The 18,581-nt window shown below is 73.5% G+C and carries 19 protein-coding genes and 1 riboswitch; of the genes, 11 read left to right on the top strand and 8 right to left on the bottom strand.

The window, feature by feature from the left end; translation table 11 throughout:
• Positions 1-71 precede the first annotated feature (71 nt).
• Positions 72-1,505, top strand: a complete 1,434-nt coding sequence (locus ABTY59_RS02020) for a DUF2079 domain-containing protein (RefSeq protein WP_502995323.1) — start codon at positions 72-74, stop codon at positions 1,503-1,505.
• A gap of 70 nt (positions 1,506-1,575) precedes the next feature.
• On the opposite strand, the gene ABTY59_RS02015 is transcribed toward ABTY59_RS02020, so the two are convergent.
• Complete coding sequence (locus tag ABTY59_RS02015; protein WP_352016968.1) at positions 1,576-2,166, bottom strand: hypothetical protein; 591 nt, start codon at positions 2,164-2,166, stop codon at positions 1,576-1,578.
• A 250-nt stretch (positions 2,167-2,416) separates the two neighbouring features.
• Between ABTY59_RS02015 and ABTY59_RS02010 the strand changes: the two genes are divergently transcribed.
• From ABTY59_RS02010 to ABTY59_RS01985, 6 genes are all read left to right on the top strand, one after another.
• Positions 2,417-3,277 carry a bifunctional methylenetetrahydrofolate dehydrogenase/methenyltetrahydrofolate cyclohydrolase gene (locus ABTY59_RS02010; RefSeq protein WP_352016967.1) on the top strand — a complete coding sequence of 287 codons (861 nt, stop codon included), beginning with the start codon at positions 2,417-2,419 and terminating at the stop codon, positions 3,275-3,277.
• 1 nt (position 3,278) lies between these two features.
• Positions 3,279-3,794 carry a DUF3017 domain-containing protein gene (locus ABTY59_RS02005; protein ID WP_502995322.1) on the top strand — a complete coding sequence of 172 codons (516 nt, stop codon included), beginning with the start codon at positions 3,279-3,281 and terminating at the stop codon, positions 3,792-3,794.
• 397 nt (positions 3,795-4,191) lie between these two features.
• On the top strand, positions 4,192-5,181 hold the full coding sequence (locus tag ABTY59_RS02000) for a malate dehydrogenase (RefSeq protein WP_352016966.1): 990 nt from the start codon (positions 4,192-4,194) through the stop codon (positions 5,179-5,181).
• A gap of 183 nt (positions 5,182-5,364) precedes the next feature.
• A complete protein-coding gene (locus ABTY59_RS01995; RefSeq protein ID WP_352016965.1) occupies positions 5,365-7,110 on the top strand; it encodes an AbeC-like domain-containing protein in 1,746 nt (581 codons plus the stop codon).
• Positions 7,103-7,468, top strand: a complete 366-nt coding sequence (locus ABTY59_RS01990) for a hypothetical protein (RefSeq protein ID WP_352016964.1) — start codon at positions 7,103-7,105, stop codon at positions 7,466-7,468. The genes ABTY59_RS01995 and ABTY59_RS01990 overlap by 8 nt, the downstream gene beginning before the upstream one ends.
• A gap of 1 nt (position 7,469) precedes the next feature.
• Positions 7,470-8,318 (top strand): serine/threonine kinase C-terminal domain-containing protein, encoded by an 849-nt coding sequence (locus ABTY59_RS01985; protein ID WP_352016963.1) that lies wholly within the window; start codon positions 7,470-7,472, stop codon positions 8,316-8,318.
• 55 nt (positions 8,319-8,373) lie between these two features.
• On the opposite strand, the gene ABTY59_RS01980 is transcribed toward ABTY59_RS01985, so the two are convergent.
• Together ABTY59_RS01980 and ABTY59_RS01975 are read right to left on the bottom strand one after the other, a co-directional pair.
• Positions 8,374-9,078, bottom strand: coding sequence for an isocitrate lyase/PEP mutase family protein (locus ABTY59_RS01980; protein WP_352016962.1), 705 nt, complete (start codon positions 9,076-9,078; stop codon positions 8,374-8,376).
• Positions 9,075-9,578 carry a carboxymuconolactone decarboxylase family protein gene (locus tag ABTY59_RS01975; protein WP_352016961.1) on the bottom strand — a complete coding sequence of 168 codons (504 nt, stop codon included), beginning with the start codon at positions 9,576-9,578 and terminating at the stop codon, positions 9,075-9,077. The genes ABTY59_RS01980 and ABTY59_RS01975 overlap by 4 nt, the downstream gene beginning before the upstream one ends.
• 46 nt (positions 9,579-9,624) lie before the next feature.
• On the opposite strand from ABTY59_RS01975, the gene pdxR reads away from it, so the two are divergent.
• Positions 9,625-11,040, top strand: a complete 1,416-nt coding sequence (pdxR, locus tag ABTY59_RS01970; RefSeq protein ID WP_352016960.1) for a MocR-like pyridoxine biosynthesis transcription factor PdxR — start codon at positions 9,625-9,627, stop codon at positions 11,038-11,040.
• 45 nt (positions 11,041-11,085) lie between these two features.
• On the opposite strand, the gene ABTY59_RS01965 is transcribed toward pdxR, so the two are convergent.
• Positions 11,086-11,934, bottom strand: a complete 849-nt coding sequence (locus tag ABTY59_RS01965; RefSeq protein WP_352016959.1) for a DMT family transporter — start codon at positions 11,932-11,934, stop codon at positions 11,086-11,088.
• A 90-nt stretch (positions 11,935-12,024) separates the two neighbouring features.
• On the opposite strand from ABTY59_RS01965, the gene ABTY59_RS01960 reads away from it, so the two are divergent.
• Both ABTY59_RS01960 and ABTY59_RS01955 read left to right on the top strand, forming a co-directional pair.
• Positions 12,025-12,324: a hypothetical protein gene (locus ABTY59_RS01960; protein ID WP_352016958.1), complete on the top strand. Its 300-nt coding sequence runs from the start codon at positions 12,025-12,027 to the stop codon at positions 12,322-12,324.
• 14 nt (positions 12,325-12,338) lie between these two features.
• Entirely contained in the window at positions 12,339-13,523 is a 1,185-nt protein-coding gene (locus tag ABTY59_RS01955; protein WP_352016957.1) for a glutathionylspermidine synthase family protein, read from the top strand.
• Positions 13,524-13,527: 4 nt separating this feature from the next.
• Here ABTY59_RS01955 and ABTY59_RS01950 read toward each other — a convergent pair whose 3' ends face one another.
• A complete protein-coding gene (locus ABTY59_RS01950) occupies positions 13,528-14,220 on the bottom strand; it encodes a polysaccharide deacetylase family protein (RefSeq protein WP_352016956.1) in 693 nt (230 codons plus the stop codon).
• 90 nt (positions 14,221-14,310) lie between these two features.
• Positions 14,311-15,516 carry an ornithine--oxo-acid transaminase gene (gene rocD, locus ABTY59_RS01945; protein WP_352016955.1) on the bottom strand — a complete coding sequence of 402 codons (1,206 nt, stop codon included), beginning with the start codon at positions 15,514-15,516 and terminating at the stop codon, positions 14,311-14,313.
• Positions 15,517-15,624: 108 nt separating this feature from the next.
• Positions 15,625-15,715, top strand: a riboswitch (ZMP/ZTP riboswitch).
• A 64-nt stretch (positions 15,716-15,779) separates the two neighbouring features.
• On the opposite strand from rocD, the gene glyA reads away from it, so the two are divergent.
• On the top strand, positions 15,780-17,060 hold the full coding sequence (glyA, locus tag ABTY59_RS01940) for a serine hydroxymethyltransferase (RefSeq protein WP_352016954.1): 1,281 nt from the start codon (positions 15,780-15,782) through the stop codon (positions 17,058-17,060).
• Positions 17,061-17,194: 134 nt separating this feature from the next.
• Here glyA and ABTY59_RS01935 read toward each other — a convergent pair whose 3' ends face one another.
• Positions 17,195-17,989, bottom strand: coding sequence for a hypothetical protein (locus ABTY59_RS01935; protein WP_352016953.1), 795 nt, complete (start codon positions 17,987-17,989; stop codon positions 17,195-17,197).
• Positions 17,982-18,581 carry an RNA polymerase sigma factor gene (locus tag ABTY59_RS01930; RefSeq protein ID WP_352016952.1) on the bottom strand — a complete coding sequence of 200 codons (600 nt, stop codon included), beginning with the start codon at positions 18,579-18,581 and terminating at the stop codon, positions 17,982-17,984. The genes ABTY59_RS01935 and ABTY59_RS01930 overlap by 8 nt, the downstream gene beginning before the upstream one ends.

Below are 18,581 nucleotides of genomic sequence, written 5' to 3'. Positions count from 1 at the left end.
GGATCCGCCGAACGGGTGGACTCTGTTCTAATGGGTTGCTCTTTTGTCGGCCGCCGGTAGTGGGGGACGTGGTGTTGGACGTACTGAACAGGCCCGCTGCCGAGTCCACCGACGAGGCGCCGTCCGAAGGGCTCTCCCCGGCACCGCTCCGTCCGTACCTGATCCTCGCGGCCGTCCTCTGCGGCCTGTACTTCCTGTACTCCTGGGTGCAGTACGCGCACTTCCGCACGCCCTCCTGGGACCTCGGGATCTTCGGGCAGTCGGTGCGGGCGTACGCCGAGTTCCGGGCCCCCGTCGTCGACATCAAGGGCCCCGGCTTCCCCATACTCGGCGACCACTTCAGCCCCGTCACGGCGCTCCTCGCGCCGCTCTACTGGATATGGCCCTCACCGGTCTCCCTGCTCTTCGGGCAGGCCGCTCTCTTCGCCGCCTCCGCGGTCGTCGTCGGCCGCACCACCCAGCAGATCCTGGGCAGCCGGGCCGCCGGCATCGGACTGACCGTCGCGTACGGACTGTCCTGGGGGCTCCAGGAGGCCGTCAGGTCCGACTTCCACGAGATCGCCTTCGCCGTCCCGCTGCTCGCCCTGACCTGCCGGGCCCTGCTCCTCGGGCGCTGGACCGCTGCCGCCGCCTGGTCGGCCCCGCTCGTCCTGGTGAAGGAGGACATGGGCCTGACCGTCGCCATGGTCGGCGCGGTCCTCTTCCTCAAGGGGCGGAAGCGGCTCGGCGCGGCGCTGGCCGGCTTCGGCGTGGCGGCGTTCGCGCTGACGGTCCTCGTCCTGATCCCGGCGGCGAGCGCGCTCGGACAGTACGACTACTGGTCCAAGATCGAGAAGACCGGCCAGGGCGCGGACACCTCCTTCGGCCAGGTCATCGGCGACGCGCTCGCGTCCGGCGAGCGGTGGGAGATGGTGTTCTACCTCCTCGCGATCACCGGCTTCCTCGCCCTGCGCTCCCCGCTCGTCCTGCTCGTCCTGCCGACCCTGGGCTGGCGCTTCCTCTCCCAGGACCCCAACCACTGGGGCATGCACTGGCACTACAGCGCGGTCCTGATGCCGGTCGTCTTCCTGGCCCTGGTGGACGGCGTCCGCTCGGTCCGCACCTCGCCGCGCGCCTGGCTCGTCTCGTACGGGAAGGTCGTGATCCCGGTCGCGACGGCCGTGGCGCTCGTCCTCGCGGCGAACCTGCCGCTGCGGGAGCTGACGAAGTCGGAGACGTACCGCGCGGACAGCAGGACCCAGGAGGCGCGGGCCGCGGTCGACGCGGTGCCGGAGGGGGTGAGCGTCGAGGCGGACGTCTCCCTCCTCGCCCACCTGACGGCGGACCACCGGGTCTACTGGGTGGGCACGTCGAAGGGGGCCACACCGGACTACATCGCCTTCGACCTGCGCGGGTGGGGCCAGCAGGTGTCGGATCCGGAGCAGCTGGCTTCGCAACTGCACCCGGAGGCGCGCTACGCGATCACGTACCGCTCGGACGGCTTCGCGGTCCTGAAGCGGCAGTGACGCGCGCGGCCGTGGCACGCGTGAGGGGCGGGATCCGGAGAACGGATCCCGCCCCTCACACGTGGGTGGTTCAGTACTGCTGCTGGTTCCGCTTGAACCAGGAGGCGCCGTCCGACTTCGCCACGAAGACGATGATCAGGACGCCGAGAGCGAGGCTCACGATGCCGAGCGGCAGCGAGAAGAGGCTGAACAGCACCGCGAACGAGGCCCAGACGATGGCACCGACGCGGACGCCGTTGCCGCCGGTCTTGAACTTGACCGCGAGGACGATGCCGAAGACGGCGAAGATCAGCGAGATGATGCCGGCGCCGATCATGATGCCCTGGCCGAGGTCGGCGAAGGCCTCGGCGTCGGCGGAGGAGCTGCCCGACGTGTCGAGGTCGGCGCTGTCGATCGCGAAGGACATGCCGATCGCGGCGAGGCCGCCGATCACGTTGAAGACGCTCATGATCCACAGCATCACGCGCGCGCTCTTGACGCCGCCGGGCATCTCCATGTGCGCGCCCGGGTAGCCGCCGTACGGGGAGACCGGCGGGGCCGCCGGGTAGCCGTAGCCCTGCGGCGGAACGCCCTGCGGGGTCTGCTGCGGGTAGCCGTAGCCGGGCTGCTGCCCCTGTCCCTGCGGCTGGCCGTAGGGGTTGTTCGGATCGCCGAAGCTCATCGCGGGGTTCCTCCGTGAATTTTCTCTGTGCGGGGACGACGCGGCCCGCGCGGAGGACTTTCACGGCATTTCAGCGGATTCCCCCCGGCACTTTCCGCGGTACTACGCGGATCATCGTCGGGGCAAGGTCGACTTTTTGTCCAGTCGATACGTCACGGAGTTGTGCAGTTGCAATCTGTCGTTCCGCATCGCCTCCCGTCGGTGGACGGCGAATTGGAACAAGGCGGGGGTCATCCGGGAGGATGTCTCCATGAGCGCCCAGATTCTCGATGGCAAGGCCACCGCAGCCGCGATCAAGTCCGATCTGACCGTCCGTGTGGCGGCCCTCAAGGAGAAGGGCGTCACGCCCGGCCTCGGCACGGTCCTGGTCGGCGACGACCCGGCCAGCCAGAAGTACGTCGCCGGAAAGCACCGCGACTGCGCGGAGGTCGGCCTCGCCTCGATCCAGCGCACCCTGCCGGGCACCGCCACCCAGGAGGAGATCGAGGCGGTCGTACGGGAGCTCAACGAGGACCCGGAGTGCACCGGTTACATCGTCCAGCTGCCCCTGCCGAAGGGCATCGACGAGAACCGCATCCTGGAGCTGATGGACCCCGCCAAGGACGCGGACGGTCTGCACCCGACCAACCTCGGCCGGCTCGTCCTCAACGAGCCCGCCCCGCTGCCCTGCACGCCGAACGGCGTCATCACGCTGCTCCGCCGCCACGGCGTGGAGATCAACGGCGCCGAGGTCGTGGTCGTCGGCCGTGGTGTCACCATCGGGCGCCCGATGCCGCTGCTGCTGACCCGCCGCTCCGAGAACGCCACCGTGACCCAGTGCCACACCGGCACCCGGGACCTCGCGGCCCACCTGCGCAACGCCGACATCATCGTCGCGGCGGCCGGCGTGCCGCACCTGATCAGGCCGGAGGACGTGAAGCCCGGCGCGGCCGTCCTGGACGTCGGCGTCTCGCGCAACGGCGAGGGCAAGATCGTCGGCGACGTCCACCCCGACGTCGCCGAGGTGGCCGGCTGGATCTCGCCGAACCCCGGCGGGGTGGGCCCGATGACCCGCGCGCAGCTCCTCGTCAACGTCGTCGAGGCCGCCGAGCGCGCGGCCGCGGCGCTCTGACGTGACCCCCGGGACCCCGGGGTCGCCCGGGAACCCGGACGCGGCGGAGCCCGCGGACGCCGCCGGCGCGGCGGACGCCGCCGGCGCGGCGGACGGCGCTCCGGCCGCGGCGAAGCGCGCGTGGCGGCGGCCGCCGCCGACCCTCACCACCGACACCGCGCGCCCCGAGGGCGGCGGCCGGGCGGCCCCCGGCGACGCCCCGGCGCCGGCGCGCCAGTGGCCGCTGCTCACCGTGCTCGTGCTCGCCGGGACCGGCCTGCTCGTGGTGGGGACGGATCCCTTCCCGCAGGCCTTCCGGGTGGGGGCGATCCTGGTCGGGGCGGCGCTCCTCACGGGCGCGGCCCTGCGCCGGACGCTGCCGTCCGTCGGCATGCTCGCCGTGCGCTCCCGCTTCACGGACATGATCACGTACGGGGTGATGGGCGGCCTGATCGTGCTGCTCGCGCTGATGGTCCAGCCGGAGCCGTGGCTGCGGATCCCGTTCCTGGAGGACGTACTCCATCTCACGGTGACCTAGTGCCGTGACCGGAAAGGTTCACCGGCCACAGCACGAGCCGACCGTTCGTGAGGCGCGGCGCCCACCCTCTCCCCCGTGGGAGGGCGGGCGCCGTCCCTGGTCAAGGGTCATGTACGTGCCAACGTCGATTCAAGCTCCGTCGGTGCGCTGTGGCACGGAAGTGACCATTCCGCCACCGAACCGGCCCGGTCGCCGCCAGGGGACGCCGCACACCCCCGGGGGGCTTCCCGGACGGGTGGCAGTGAGCCGCACCACAAGGGGGTGGGGATTCGAGGGGGCCCGGGTCGGATAGCCTGACCGCTGGATATCTCTTCATGTCGAGACACCGATCGATCAAGAGAGCTATCCCGCACCAGGGGCAGGGACCCCCACCGCCAGCTGTCTTACGGAGATCGCCATGACCCGCACTCCCGTGAATGTCACCGTGACCGGCGCGGCCGGCCAGATCGGCTACGCGCTGCTCTTCCGCATCGCCTCCGGCCACCTGCTCGGCGCGGACGTGCCGGTCAAGCTGCGCCTCCTCGAGATCCCGCAGGGCGTGAAGGCCGCCGAGGGCACCGCCATGGAGCTCGACGACTGCGCGTTCCCGCTGCTCAAGGGCATCGACATCTTCGACAACCCGAACGCGGGCTTCGAGGGCGCCAACATCGGCCTGCTCGTCGGCGCCCGCCCGCGCGGCCCGGGCATGGAGCGCGGCGACCTGCTCGCCGCCAACGGCGGCATCTTCAAGCCGCAGGGCGAGGCCATCGCCGCCCACGCCGCGGACGACATCAAGGTCCTCGTCGTCGGCAACCCGGCCAACACCAACGCCCTGATCGCCCAGTCCGCCGCCAAGGGCGTCCCGGCCGAGCGCTTCACCGCGATGACCCGCCTGGACCACAACCGCGCGCTGACGCAGCTGGCCCAGAAGACCGGCTCCTCGGTCACGGACATCAAGCGCCTCACGATCTGGGGCAACCACTCCGCGACCCAGTACCCGGACATCTTCCACGCGGAGATCGCCGGCAAGAACGCCGCCGAGGTCGTGGGCGACGAGGCGTGGCTGGCCGACACCTTCATCCCGACCGTCGCCAAGCGCGGCGCCGCGATCATCGACGCCCGTGGCGCGTCGTCCGCGGCCTCCGCCGCCAACGCCGCCATCGACCACGTCCACACCTGGGTCAACGGCACCGCCGCGGGCGACTGGACCTCCATGGGCGTCCCGTCCGACGGCTCCTACGGCGTCCCGGAGGGCCTCATCTCGTCCTTCCCGGTCACCTGCAAGGACGGCGCGTACGAGATCGTCCAGGGCCTGGAGATCAACGACTTCTCCCGCGCCCGCATCGACGCCTCGGTCAACGAGCTCTCCGAGGAGCGCGACGCGGTCCGCGAGCTCGGCCTCATCTGAGCCCGAGCGGACGTCGAGCTTCGGCTCCACACTCCCGGCGCCCCCGCACCGTACGACCGACCGTACGGTGCGGGGGCGCCGTCATTCCGTGCCGCCACCGCGCCCCGGCTCCCCTATGCTGTCCCACCGGTCACCGGCCGACGGGGCCGCGACCGAGGGAAGTTCCACACCATCGGGGGAGTCTTGGCGCAGCCGTCCGTACCTCACCAGCCCAGCGGCCCACCCGGCGCCGTCGACCCGCGCCGCTTACCCGCCGCCAGCGAGGCGACCCGCCTGCTCTGCGCCGGCACGTACCTCGACGACGGATTCCGCGACGCGGTCATCGACCACCTGTACGTCCACGAGGAGCGCTTCGCCGCCCCCTCCCTCGGCTACGACGCGAGCCGCGTCCTCGCCCACGCGCTGCGCGCCCGCCGCGTCGAACTCGCCTGGGCCGCAGGCGTCCTCGCCCTCTGGATCGTCGCGATCCCCCTCACCAAGGGACTGATCACCCTCCTGATCGTCCCCTACCTGCTGCTCGGCATCGCCCGCTGGATGCGCGGCACGTCCGCCACCGCCCCCGTGTACCGGGTCGTCCCCGCGTTCCTGGTGCGCTGGTACGGCCGGCTGATGTTCCTGCAGTCCGCGCTGTTCCTCCTCTTCCTCGCGTTCGCCGACGACGAGTCGGGCGACTTCGGCGGGGACCTCCTCGGCGACGTCTCCGGCACGGGCGACGTCCTCGGCCTCGCGGCCGGCCTCGTCGCGCAGGAGACGTGGGGCATCGGCAGGCTGGAGGTGTGGATCACCGTCGCCGTGCCGCTCCTCGTGGCCTGGGCGGTGGCCATCCAGCGCGGCCAGTTCGCCCGCGCGCTCACCCAGGAGCTGTCCCGCGAGCGCTTCGCCGACCAGCGCTCCGACCCGGCCGAGCACGCCGAGGGCGCCCGCTTCCGCCGACTCCGCGACCGCATCAGGGTCGAGCAGCACGCCCGGCTCATCATGTACGGCTCCGACGACCCGTTCTGCGGCGCGGGCGCACCGTACGAGCCCTGGTCGCTCTCCGTCGAGCTGCGCCCCCGCGAGAACCTCGACGGCGCGGTGCCCGAACCCCTCGACAACAGCGCCGTCCTGCGCCACGTCGTGCCGCTCCTGGAGGCGCTGCGCGTGCCCTCGCCGCACGGCTCGCCGCGGCTGCAGGCCGCCGTACGGGACCGGCTGCGCGAGCTGGAGATCGACGAGGTCGTCTTCCTGCCCGTCGACGGACTGCCGGACCGCACGGCCGCCCCGTACACCCCGGAGGGGTTCGAGGCGCACCGCTCGGGCGCCATCGAGGAAGGCGGCGAGACCCGCCGCCACTTCCTCCGCATCCGGGTCGGCGGCTGGGGCGAGGAGATCGTCACCACGGTCTTCGTCCGCGTCCACACCCAGGGCGGCATGCTGATGCTGGAGGTCGCCCCGCACGTCCTGCGGCCCGTGAAGCCCCTCTACCGGCACGCCGACCGGATCGCCCACCGCTACCGGCACAACCACCACTTCGGCAAGGCCGTCTGGGCGCTCGGCCGGACCCCGCGCTCCGCCGGACAGGCCCTGGTCACCCTCGGGCGCTCGCTCGGCCACCTGTGGCGGGTGCTCACCGCCGGACACGCGGGCGCGCTGCCCGAGGGCCCGTGGGCCTCGGTGCGCGAGCTCGGCTCCGACGACGACGCCTCCCTCTTCCAGGAGATGGACGTCAGCCGCCATCTGAAGAGCGTGCAGGACCGGGTCGTGAACGGCGTGACGGTCGCGCTCCGCGAAACCGGTTACGAGACCGCCGAGTTCGAGCAGAAGATCGTGCACGTCGCCGAGGGAGGCACGTTCATCGAGAACACCAAGGGGAACGTCACCGTCGGGCACCACAACACCGTCACCAGCAAGACCTTCACCACTTCGACGAGCGGAGGCGACCGTGGCTGACCACACGGGCAACGGCATTCACGTCACCAACACCGGCGGCAACGTCACCATCGGCGACAACAACACCGTCACCAGCACCGTGCACGGCACCCAGCCGGCCCGCGACCCGGAGCAGGAGGCGCTGCTCCAGGCCATCCGCCGGTTCCGCGCCGACCTCCAGGGCGTCGTCGCCTCCGAGCAGACGAGCGCGCTCGACGCCGAACTCTCCGACGCCGAGGACGAGATCGAGGGCACCGGCCGCGCCGGCACCGGACGGATCGCCGCCCTGCGCCGTGCCCTCACGGACGCGGGCGCGGTGTCCGGGATCCTCGCCTCGGGCGTGGCCCTGGGCCAGGCCGTCGGCGCCCTCGGAGGATGAGATGAGCGGTCAGGGGGCCCGCTGGAACGACGAGACGCAGAGCTGGGAGACCGGGGAAGCGGTGCCGCCGCCCGTCGTCCCGCAGGGCGGTGGCCCCGTCGCCCCGCCGCCTCCGCCGCCGCCCCTGTACGCGCCGGTGTACGGGCCCGAGCCCGTCGCCCCGCCGCCCGCCCCGCCGTCTCCCGGGCCCCGGCCCCGGGTCGTGCTGGTGGCGGGCGTGGTGGCGGCGGTCCTGGCGGCGGGATCCGTGGGTGCGTGGCAGCTCTGGGGCCGCGGGGACGCGCGCGACCCGGCGGCGGGCCCTCCGGCCTCCGTCTCGGTCCCGCCGGACCCGACGTCCGAGCCCCCTTCGGAGACGCCGTCGGAGGCGCCCGCGGAGACCCCTTCGGCGACGCCCTCGGACTCCTCCGCGCCGCCGCCCGGCTACCGGGTCCAGAAGGACCTCAAGGGCTTCACGATCGCCGTCCCCGAGGGCTGGGACCGTACGGAGTCCGACCAGGGCGTGTTCTTCAACGCGCCGGACGGGCGGAGCCTGGTCCAGGTCTTCGTCATCCAGGAGGCGGGCATGACGCCGTACGAGGCGCTGCGCGGGGCCTCCGAGGACGGCCGGGCCAACAAGCCGGGCTATGAGGAACTCGGCCTCGCGCCCGTCACCGGGGAGGCGGACGCGGCCGAGCTGGTGTACGCGTACGACCGCGAGGGCGGCCGGCGGAAGGTCGTCGACCGCGCGTTCACGGCCGAGGAGGGCAACCAGTACGCGATCCTGGCGGCGGGACCGGAGACGGACTGGCCACGGCAACGCGAGGTCCTCGGGGTGGCGCTGCGGTTCTTCGCCCCGGGCGCACACTGACCCCCGGCCCTTGTGGGCACACGGGGGCGGTGCGCCGCCCACGACGGGGCGTACGTCAGAGCGTCGACGTCAGACCCGCCAGCGCCCGCCGCAGCAACCCGTCCCCGAACGTGACCCGTGTCGCGCCCAGCCGGCCGAGTTCCGGGACGGGCGGGCCGTCCGGCAGGGCCAGGGCGTTGAGGGGGAGGTCGCCGAGGGCGGAGCGGAGGACGGGCAGGTCGGCCGGCGGGGCGACGATCGGGTAGACGCAGTCCGCGCCCGCCGCCGCGTAGAGCCGCGCCCGCGCGATCGCCGCCGGCAGCGGCTCGGGCACCCGCCGGACGTACACGTCGACGCGCGCGTTGAGGAAGAGGTCGGGCGCCGCCGCCCGCACCTCCGCCAGGTACTCCGCGTGCGCCTCCGGGTCCTTCAGGGTCCGGTCGGGACCGGTGTCCTCCAGGTTGACGCCGACCGCCCCGGTCTCCCGTACGCGCTCGACCAGTTCGGCCGCCGGAAGGCCGTACCCGCCCTCCAGGTCCGCCGTGACGGGCACCGCGACGGACCGGACGATCCGCGCGACGGCGGCGAACATCTCCACCGGCGGGGTCGCCCCGTCCTCGTACCCGAGCGAGGCGGCGATCCCGGCGCTCGGCGTGGCGAGTGCCGGGTACCCCGCCTCCTCGAAGGCGCGGGCGCTCGCCGCGTCCCAGGGGCCGGGCAGCACCAGCGGGCCGTCCGCGGGCAGCCCGTGGTGCAGGGCCCGCAGCGCCGACGCGCTCATGCGGGGCGCGGGGTGTAGTGGCCGGGCGTCATGCGGGTGGTGACGCCGATCCGGTTCCAGGCGTTGATCGTGACGATCGCGGCGATGACCCGGGCGAGTTCGGTCTCGTCGAACTGCTCGGCGGCCCGCGCGTACACCTCGTCGGGCACGAAGCCGTCGGTGAGGACCGTGACGGACTCGGTCAGCGCGAGCGCCGCGAGTTCCCGCTCGGTGTAGAAGTGCCGGGACTCCTCCCAGGCGGAGAGCTGCACGATCCGCTCGATGGTCTCGCCCTCCGCGAGCATGTCCTTGCTGTGCATGTCGACGCAGAAGGCGCAGCGGTTGATCTGCGAGGCCCGCAGCTTGATCAGGTGGTACAGGGTCGGGTCGATGTCCTTCGCGGCCGCCGTCTCCAGCCGGATCATGGCCCGGTAGAACTCGGGGAGGTGCTCGGCGAGCGGGAGGCGGGGCGCGTGCTCGTGCGCGTACAGGGTCTTCTCGATCGGTTCCGTCGTCGTCATGCGTCCACCGTACGAAGCCGGTGGCGCAGCGGTATGGTCCATTTCCATGGCGAACGACTGGGCCACTTTCGGGGCCGACCTCCATCTGGAACTCCGTGGCACCCGGCTCCGCGCGGGCCTCATGGACGCCCTGCGGGAGGCGGTCCGCAGCGGGCGCCTGGAGGCCGGCACCCGCCTGCCGTCCTCCCGTCAGCTCGCCGCCGACCTCGGCATGGCCCGCAACACCGTCGCCGACGCCTACGTCGAACTGGTCGCCGAGGGCTGGCTCACCGCCCGGCAGGGCTCGGGGACCCGCGTCGCCCGCCGGACCGCCCCCCGTGCCCCGGCACAGCCCAGCCCGGCTCCGGCGGCGGGCACCGGCCGCCGCAGGCCCGCCCCGCCCGCGCACAACCTCAACTCGGGCACCCCCGACCTCGCCTCCTTCCCGCGCGCCGACTGGCTCAAGGCATACCGCCGGGCGCTCACCGACGCCCCCAACGAGGCCTTCGGATACGGCGATCCGCGGGGCCGGACCGAACTGCGCGGCGCGCTCGCCGAGTACCTCGCCCGCGCCCGGGGCGTGCACGCACGGCCCGAACGGATCGTGATCTGCTCCGGCTTCGTGCACGGTCTGATGCTGATCGGACAGGTGCTGCGGGCCCGGGGCGTGCGGGACGTGGCCGTCGAGTCGTACGGACTCGACCTCCACGACGGGCTCCTGCGCGGGGCCGGGCTCGGCACCCCGGCCCTCGGCTTCGACGAGCGCGGCACGAGGACGGAGGAGCTGGCCGGTCTCGACGGGTGCGGGGCCGTCCTCATGACGGCCGCCCACCAGTACCCGCTGGGCGGCGCCCTGCCCCCGGACCGACGGGCGGCCGTCGTCGACTGGGCGCGCGCCTCCGGCGGTTTCGTCCTGGAGGACGACTACGACGGGGAGTTCCGGTACGACCGGCAGCCCGTGGGGGCGCTCCAGGGACTCGACCCCGAGCGCGTCGTCTACCTGGGCACCGCGAGCAAGTCCCTTGCCCCCGGGCTCCGCCTCGCCTGGATGGTCCTGCCGTCGGACCTGGCGGTGGAGGTGGCGGCGGCGAAGGGGGCGGTGGACTGGTCGTCGAGCGCGCCGGACCAGCTGGCGTTCGCCGAGTTCCTGCGCTCGGGGGCGTACGACCGGCACGTGCGGGCGATGCGGCTGCGCTACCGGCGGCGCCGGGACCAGCTGGTGGCGGCCCTCGCCACGCACTCGCCGGGGACCCGGGTCAGCGGCATCGCGGCCGGCCTCCACGCGGTCCTGGCCCTGCCGCCCGGCACCGAGCAGGCCACCCTGCGGGCCGCCGCCTGGCGCGGCCTCGCCGTCCAGGGCGTCAACCAGTTCCGCCGCCCCACGGTGCCGCCCACCCTCGACGGCCTCGTCGTCGGCTACGCCACACCCCCGGACAGCGGCTGGCAGGGGGCCCTCACAGCACTGTGCGGGGTGCTGCCGTAGGGGCCCGGGGCACGAACGAGCCGGGTCCCGGCTCCCCTCCGGGCCTCACCCCGGTGTCTCCGGCGCCGGGTCCCGGCCTGCTTCCGGAGCGGCCGGGGCCTCGCCGAAGCGGGCCAGGGTCAGGGAACCCGCCACGGCCACGGCGAAGCCGGAGATCGCCAGCCAGTTGAGCCCCTCCCTCGTGCGGTCCCCGAGCCAGGCCACCCCGACGATCGCCGGGCCGATCGTCTCGCCGAGCACCGCGCCCGCCGTCGCCGTCGTCACCGAGCCGCGCTGGAGGGCGGAGGTCAGCAGCAGGAACGCGGCCCCGCCGCCGACGAGGAGCGCGTACCAGACGGGATCGGTGAGATCGATGCCGTCGATCAGCCGGACCGCCACCTCCACCACCCCGAAGCCGAACCCCGCCCCGAGGCCCAGGACCAGCGCCCGGGGCTTCTCCGGCAGCCGGCCCGCCGCGACGCCGAGCACCAGGACCCCGAAGGACACCCCGAGCAGCGCCCAGCGCAGCGCCTCCGAGCCCTCCCGGTGGCCCTCCTTGCCGGCGGCGAGCGCCAGCATCGCGAGCCCCGCGCAGACCACGGCCACGGCCGTCCACTCCACCCGGCTCAGCCGCACCCGCAGCACCCGGGAGGCGATGACGGCCGTGACCGCGAGGCTGGCGGCGAGGGCCGCGCCCACCACGTAGATGGGCAGCGTCCGCAGCGCCACGATCTGCAGGACGAAGCCCAGACCGTCCGCCCCGAGGCCGGCGAGGTAGCGCCACTGACGCAGGGCCCGCCACATCAGCGCGATGTCGACGCCGCTGCCCGTGCCGGGTTCGGCGGCGCGCGCCGCCATCGCCTGGAGGACCGAGGCCGCGCCGAAGCAAACGGACGAGGCGAGAGCGCAAATCATCCCGAGGAGCACGAAACGACTCTAGGGCGTGAGGCCGGAAATCACCGGCCTACACTGTGCGGTCGCGACGGTGAAGGGAAGGCGGCGGACATGCGCAGGCTGAGGTCGAGCACGGTGGTGCTCGGCGGGATGGGTGTCCTGGCGGCGACGATCACCGCCTGCGGTTCGGAGCCGGACAGGCGGTGTGTGGACCCGCTGACCCGGGAGGAGCTGCCGAGCTACGAGTGCCAGAGCGGCGGCGGAAGCGACGACGACGACAACGGTTCCACCCACCGCGGCTCGTACTACTACGGCGGCTCCGTCCGCGACAAGCGCGTCAGCGGTGGCAGCTTCGACAAGACCGCCGTCGACACCGGCGGCTTCGGCTGTTCCGGCACCGGCGGCGGCTGAGGCGGGGCGGCACCGTGGAACGCCACACCATCGACCCGCGGCCCGGCTGGCAGGAGACGGTCGAGGAGCAGGGGCTCGTCTATCCGCTGACCCGTCACCCGGACGGTTCGCTGCGCCCGTACTGGGACGAGAGCGCCTACTACTCCTTCTCGCTGCCCGAGGTCGAGGCGCTGGAGGAGGTCGTGGAGGAGCTGCACGCGCTGTGTCTGACGGCGGCCGCGCACATCGTCGAGAAGGATCGTTTCGCCGAGCTCGGGATCACCGATCCGAAGCTGGCGGGCCTGGTCGCCGAGTCCTGGCGGCGGCGGGCCGAACTCCCCTCCCTGTACGGCCGCTTCGACCTGCGCTACGACGGCACGGGCCCCGCCAAGATGCTGGAGTACAACGCCGACACCCCGACCTCACTGGTGGAGGCCGCGAGCCCGCAGTGGTTCTGGATGGAGGAACGCTTCCCCGGCGCCGACCAGTGGAACTCCCTCCACGAGCGGCTCGTCGACGCGTGGCGGCGGCAGGCACCCCTGCTCCCGCCCGGACCCGTCCACTTCGCGCACTCGGACGGCGACGAGCTGGGCGAGGACCTGATGACGGTCGCGTACCTGCGCGAGACCGCCCAGCAGGCCGGGCTCGACACCGAGGCGCTCTCCGTCGAACGGATCGGCTGGGACCGGCTCTCGCGCCGCTTCGTGGACGACCGGCTCCGCTTCATCCGCAGCTGCTTCAAGCTCTACCCGTGGGAGTGGCTCACCACCGACCGCTTCGGCCGGCACGTCCTGGACACCCTCGACAACGGCGGCGGCACCGGCACCACCTGCTGGATCGAACCCGCCTGGAAGATGCTGCTCTCCAACAAGGCGCTCCTCGCCGTCCTGTGGGAGCTGAACCCGGGCCACCCCCACCTGCTCCCCGCCTACCTCGACGGGCCGCGCGAACTCGCCTCGACCACCGGCTGGGTCGCAAAACCGCTGCTCGGCCGCGAGGGCGCCGGGGTCACCCTGCACGAGGCCGGTACGGAGCCCTTCGTACGGGACGGGGAGGCCTGCTGCTACCAGGAGCTGGCCCCGCTGCCCGACTTCGACGGCAATCGGGTGGTGCTCGGCGCGTGGGTCGTCGAGGACGAGGCGGCGGGGCTCGGCATCCGGGAGTCGGCGGGGCTCGTCACCGACGAGTACGCCCGCTTCCTCCCGCACGTCATCCTGTGACGGACTACTCCGGCACGTAGTCCCGCAGCGGAGCCGGCGTCAGGCCCGCCGCCTCGGCCGCGTCCAGGGCCCGCTTCAGGTCCTGCGTCACCGTCTCGTTGAAGTGCAGCAGGATGATGTCGCCGGCCTTGAGCGCCGGGGTCGGCGGGGTCCACTGGCCCCAGGTCGTGAGGTCGTACGTCCAGGTCACCAGCGCCTTCGCCCCGCAGGCGCGGGCGGTGGTCCGGGTGGTCGCGTCGTACGAGCCGTACGGCGGGCGCAGCAGCCGGGGCCCGTCGCCGAACTGTGCGAGGTGCAGGTCGCGGGCCCCGCACACCTGCGCCCGTTGGCCGGCGGCGTCGAGGGTGGTCAGGTCGGGGTGGTCGACGGTGTGGTTCTCGATGCGGGAGCGGCCCTGGTCGAGCAGGGTGTGGAAGTAGCCGGAGTCGTACGAGTAGGCGCCGGGGAGCAGGAACAGCGAGGCGGGCACCCGGCGGTCGAGCAGCAGCCGCGCCGTGGCCGGGTCGTGGTACCAGCCGTCGTCGATGGTGACGAAGACGACCGGGTCGGTGGTCTCGACGCGGGAGACCACCGGGACGGGCTCGGGCCAGGCCGCCGGGGCGGCGTGCGCGGGTCCGGCGACCGCGCCGAGCAGCGCGAGCGGGACGAGGGCGGCGAGCGCGGCACGCAGGGCGTGACGCAGACGGAGTCTCGGCATGGCGGCATCATTGGCCTAGACCAAGAGCCGTGTCAATGAGCCGAGTTGCCCCCGCTCCTCCCGCTCACCGCCCGCCCGAACCGGATCCCGTCACTCCGACAGGACACCCCTCAACTGCTCCAGACCCCAGTCCAGGTCCTCCTTCGAGATGACCAGCGGCGGAGCGATCCGGATCGTCGAACCGTGCGTGTCCTTCACCAGGACACCCCGCTCCATCAGACGCTCCGAGATCTGCCGCCCCGACCCCTTCGCGGGCGCGATGTCGACGCCCGCCCACAGGCCGCGCCCGCGCACCGCCTCCACCGCGCCGCCGCCCACCAGGAGCCCCAGCTCCGCGTGCAGGTGCTCGCCCAGCTCCGCCGCCCGCTCCTGGAACTCGCCCGTCCGCAGCATCGCGATCACCTCCAGGGCCACCGCGCAGGCCAGCGGGTTCCCGCCGAACGTCGACCCGTGCTCACCCGGCCGGAACACCCCGAGCACCGCGCGGTCGGCCACCACCGCCGACACCGGCACCACCCCGCCGCCCAGCGCCTTCCCCAGGATGTACACGTCCGGCACCACACCCTCGTGCTCGCACGCGAACGTCCGCCCCGTCCGGCCCAGACCCGACTGGATCTCGTCCGCCATGAACAGCACGTTCCGCCGGCGGGTCAGCTCCCGCACCCCCGCCAGATAGCCGGCCGGCGGGACCAGGACCCCCGCCTCGCCCTGGATCGGCTCCAGCAGCACCGCCACCGTGTTCTCGGTGACCGCCGCCTCCAGCGCCGTCAGGTCCCCGTACGGCACGATCTCGAACCCCGGCGTGTACGGCCCGAAGTGGTCCCGCGCCTCGTGGTCCGTCGAGAAGCTCACGATCGTCGTCGTCCGGCCGTGGAAGTTGTTCGCCGCGACCACGATCTTCGCGTGCCCGTCCGGCACGCCCTTCACCTCGTACCCCCACTTCCGGGCGGTCTTCACGGCCGTCTCGACCGCCTCCGCCCCCGTGTTCATCGGCAGCACCGCCTCCTTCCCGCACAGCTCCGCGAGCCGCGTACAGAACTCGGCGAACCGGTCGTGGTGGAAGGCGCGCGAGGTCAGCGTCACCCGCTCCAGCTGCGCCTTCGCCGCGTCGATCAGACGCCGGTTGCCGTGCCCGAAGTTGAGCGCCGAGTACCCGGCGAGCATGTCGAGGTAGCGGCGACCCTCGACATCGGTCATCCACGCGCCGTCCGCCGAGGCGACGACGACCGGAAGGGGGTGGTAGTTGTGCGCGCTGTGCGCGTCCGCGGAAGCGATGGCGTCTTCTGTCCTCGACACGGGATCTCCGTTCGTCCTGCGGCCCGGGGGGTGGCTGTGGCCCCTTTCTTATCGTCGCTCGGATGCCGGACAGGGAAACCTCGGCGACGGCGCGCCCGCTACGCTGGAAACACGCGCGGCGACTGGCGTACGGGGAAACGACCCCGGGGGAGCCGCGCGCGCTCCACCACACGAGGTGCCGCTCGCCTGGGCATCACGGGCCCCCGGTCCCGTGCGCACCTCAGCCCCGGGACCGTTCCGCCGAACGCCCGGAGGACATCACCATGACCCCGCAGCAGCACCCCGCGCTCGCCGCCGCCGACCCCGAGCTCGCCGCCCTCGTCGGCGCCGAGGAGCGGCTCCAGGCCGAGACCCTGCGCCTCATCCCCAGCGAGAACTACGTCTCCGCCGCCGTGCTCGAAGCCTCCGGCACCGTCCTCCAGAACAAGTACAGCGAGGGCTACCCCGGCCGCCGCTACTACGAGGGCCAGCAGAACATCGACCAGGTCGAGACCCTCGCCGTCGAGCGCGCCAAGGCCCTCTTCGGCGTCGACCACGCCAACGTCCAGCCCTACTCCGGCTCCCCGGCCAACCTCGCCGTCTACCTCGCCTTCGCCCAGCCCGGCGACACCGTCATGGGCATGGCGCTGCCGATGGGCGGCCACCTCACCCACGGCTGGGGCGTCTCCGCCACCGGCAGCTGGTTCCGCGGCGTCCAGTACGGCGTCCGCCAGGCTCCGATCTCCGAAGGCGGGGGTCTGATCGACTTCGACCAGGTGCGTGAGCTCGCCCTCAAGGAGCGCCCGAAGATCATCTTCTGCGGCGGCACCGCGCTGCCCCGCACCATCGACTTCGCCGCCTTCGGCGAGATCGCCCGCGAGTCCGGCGCCGTCCTCGTCGCCGACGTCGCCCACATCGCCGGCCTCATCGCCGGCGGTGCCCACCCGTCCCCGGTCGGGCACGTGGACGTGATCTCCACGACCACCCACAAGACCCTCCGCGGCCCCCGCGGCGCCATGCTCATGTCCCGCGAGGAGCACGCCAAGGCCCTCGACAAGGCCGTCTTCCCCGGCCTCCAGGGCGGCCCGCACAACCAGACCACCGCCGCCATCGCCGTCGCCCTCCGCGAGGCCTCCCAGCCCTCCTTCCGCGACTACGCCCACGCCGTCGTCGCCAACGCCAAGGCCCTCGCCGAGGCGCTCCTCGCCCGCGGCTTCGACCTCGTCTCCGGCGGCACCGACAACCATCTGATCCTCATCGACCTCACCCCCAAGCAGGTCCCGGGCAAGATCGCCGCGAAGGCCCTCGACCGGGCCGGGATCGTCGTCAACTACAACACCGTCCCCTACGACCCCCGGAAGCCCTTCGACCCCTCCGGCATCCGCATCGGCACCCCCTCCCTGACCTCCCGCGGCCTCACCGCGGACCACATGGACCAGGTCGCCGAGTGGATCGACCGCGCCGTCACCGCCGCCGGCGCGGGCGACGAGGACACCCTCCGCACGGTCCGCGCCGAGGTCGCCGAACTGATGGCGGCCTTCCCGGCCCCGGGCCTCCCGATCTGACGAACCCCACACCCCGGCCCGGCGGCCGCCGTCCCCGTGGCGCCGCCCCGGCACCCACGGTCGCCGGGCCCGCCGGCCGCACCCGGCCCGGCGGCCGCACCCGGCCCGGCGGCCGCACCCGGCCCGGCGGTCGCTCAGCCCGGCCCGCCCGTCGTCCCCGCCACGCGCACGGCCTCCGTCCGGTCCGGTATGCCCTCCAGGCGGAGGGTCAGGGCCCCCGCGCTCCTGGTCCACAGGAGCGTGGGGCCCGCCGGGCGCACCGCGTGCGTCCACACCGCGCCGTCCCGCGTCTCCAGCGGGAACGTCAGCCGGTGCGGGCGGGCGAACCAGTACCCCGGCGTCCCGTCCGGCAGCGCCACCCCCTCCGGCTGCACCGGCACCTGCTTGACGAAGCCCAGATCGAGCCGCGCCGGGAACTCGTCGAGTCGCACCGTCCGCTCCCCGTCGCGCCAGCACAGGCTGATCACCGCCCGGCCCCGCTCCGCCGCCCCCGTCACCGCGACCGCGTCGGGCACCCCGAGCGCGGCGGGTATCCATGGCACGAAGCCCGCGCGCCGCCCGGCCTCCGCCACGCCCACCGGGTCCGGGCACCCCGGCACCGCACCGCCCGGCCGCACCCGGCCGCCCTCGGGGTCGTACCGCACGGAGACCCCGCCGAAGCCGAACCACTCCGCCACCGCCGCCCGCACCGGAGGCGTGAGCACCAGCACGATCAGCACCCCGGTCAGTGCCGCCACCAGCGCCCGCCACCGCTCCCGCAGCCACCACCGGACCCGGCGCGGCGCGGGCTCGGCCACCGGCGTCGGCACCCGCTCGGCGAGGAGCTGGGCGAGCACCCGCTCGGCCATCGTCTCGCCGTCCACGTCCGGCACCCGCAGCCGCCGCCCCAGCTCGCGCAGCTCCTCCGGCAGCCGCCGCTCCTCATTCACGCCCCTCACCTCCCTCCGGCTCCTCCGCCCCCAGCACCAAGCCCAGCTTCCTCAGCGCCCGGCTCAGCCGGGACTTCACCGTCCCCTTCGGCCAGCCCAGCGCCTGGGCCGTCTCCGACTCGTCCAGCTCCAGGAGGTACCGGTGGATCACCACCTGCCGATGGTCCTCGGCGAGCCCGTCCAGGGCCTCCCACAAGCGCCGGCTCCGCTCCCGCTCCTCGGCCGCCACCGCCGGGTCCGCCGACTCCGGTATCCGCGGCTCGCCCCCGAGCAGATCCGCCTCCCGGCCGGCCACGGCACGCTGCCGACCCGCCGACCGCACTGTGTTCCTGGTCTCATTGGCGACGATCCGCAGCAGCCACGGCCGGAACGCCGCGCCCTCCTGGAAACGCCCCAACGACCGGTACGCCTTGAAGAAGGCCTGCTGCACCACGTCCTCGGCCTCCGCGCCCGCGCCGCACGCCACCGCCGCTCTCAGCGCCACCGCCGTGTGCGCGCGGACCAACTCCGCGTACGCCTCCGGCTCTCCGGCGCGCACACGGGCGATCACCGCGGCCTCGTCCTCGACCAGGCCCCCCTCCCGCGTCCTCAC

It is taken from the genome of Streptomyces sp. NPDC096079, assembly GCF_040303145.1.
In the GTDB taxonomy this organism is placed as follows: Bacteria; Actinomycetota; Actinomycetes; order Streptomycetales; family Streptomycetaceae; genus Streptomyces.
The sequence above is the reverse complement of the archived record's forward strand: the minus strand, read 5'-3'. Positions and strand labels throughout refer to the sequence as shown.

What these genes read in the sequence shown, in the direction of transcription:
- ABTY59_RS02010 (WP_352016967.1), top strand. Translation starts at nt 2,417, where the DNA reads ATGAGCGCCCAGATTCTCGATGGCAAGGCCACCGCAGCCGCGATCAAG.
- ABTY59_RS01950 (WP_352016956.1), bottom strand. Translation starts at nt 14,220, where the DNA reads ATGCCGAGACTCCGTCTGCGTCACGCCCTGCGTGCCGCGCTCGCCGCC.
- ABTY59_RS02015 (WP_352016968.1), bottom strand. Translation starts at nt 2,166, where the DNA reads ATGAGCTTCGGCGATCCGAACAACCCCTACGGCCAGCCGCAGGGACAG.
- ABTY59_RS01960 (WP_352016958.1), top strand. Translation starts at nt 12,025, where the DNA reads ATGCGCAGGCTGAGGTCGAGCACGGTGGTGCTCGGCGGGATGGGTGTC.
- ABTY59_RS01975 (WP_352016961.1), bottom strand. Translation starts at nt 9,578, where the DNA reads ATGACGACGACGGAACCGATCGAGAAGACCCTGTACGCGCACGAGCAC.
- ABTY59_RS01980 (WP_352016962.1), bottom strand. Translation starts at nt 9,078, where the DNA reads ATGAGCGCGTCGGCGCTGCGGGCCCTGCACCACGGGCTGCCCGCGGAC.
- ABTY59_RS01965 (WP_352016959.1), bottom strand. Translation starts at nt 11,934, where the DNA reads ATGATTTGCGCTCTCGCCTCGTCCGTTTGCTTCGGCGCGGCCTCGGTC.
- ABTY59_RS01985 (WP_352016963.1), top strand. Translation starts at nt 7,470, where the DNA reads ATGAGCGGTCAGGGGGCCCGCTGGAACGACGAGACGCAGAGCTGGGAG.
- ABTY59_RS02000 (WP_352016966.1), top strand. Translation starts at nt 4,192, where the DNA reads ATGACCCGCACTCCCGTGAATGTCACCGTGACCGGCGCGGCCGGCCAG.
- pdxR (WP_352016960.1), top strand. Translation starts at nt 9,625, where the DNA reads ATGGCGAACGACTGGGCCACTTTCGGGGCCGACCTCCATCTGGAACTC.
- glyA (WP_352016954.1), top strand. Translation starts at nt 15,780, where the DNA reads ATGACCCCGCAGCAGCACCCCGCGCTCGCCGCCGCCGACCCCGAGCTC.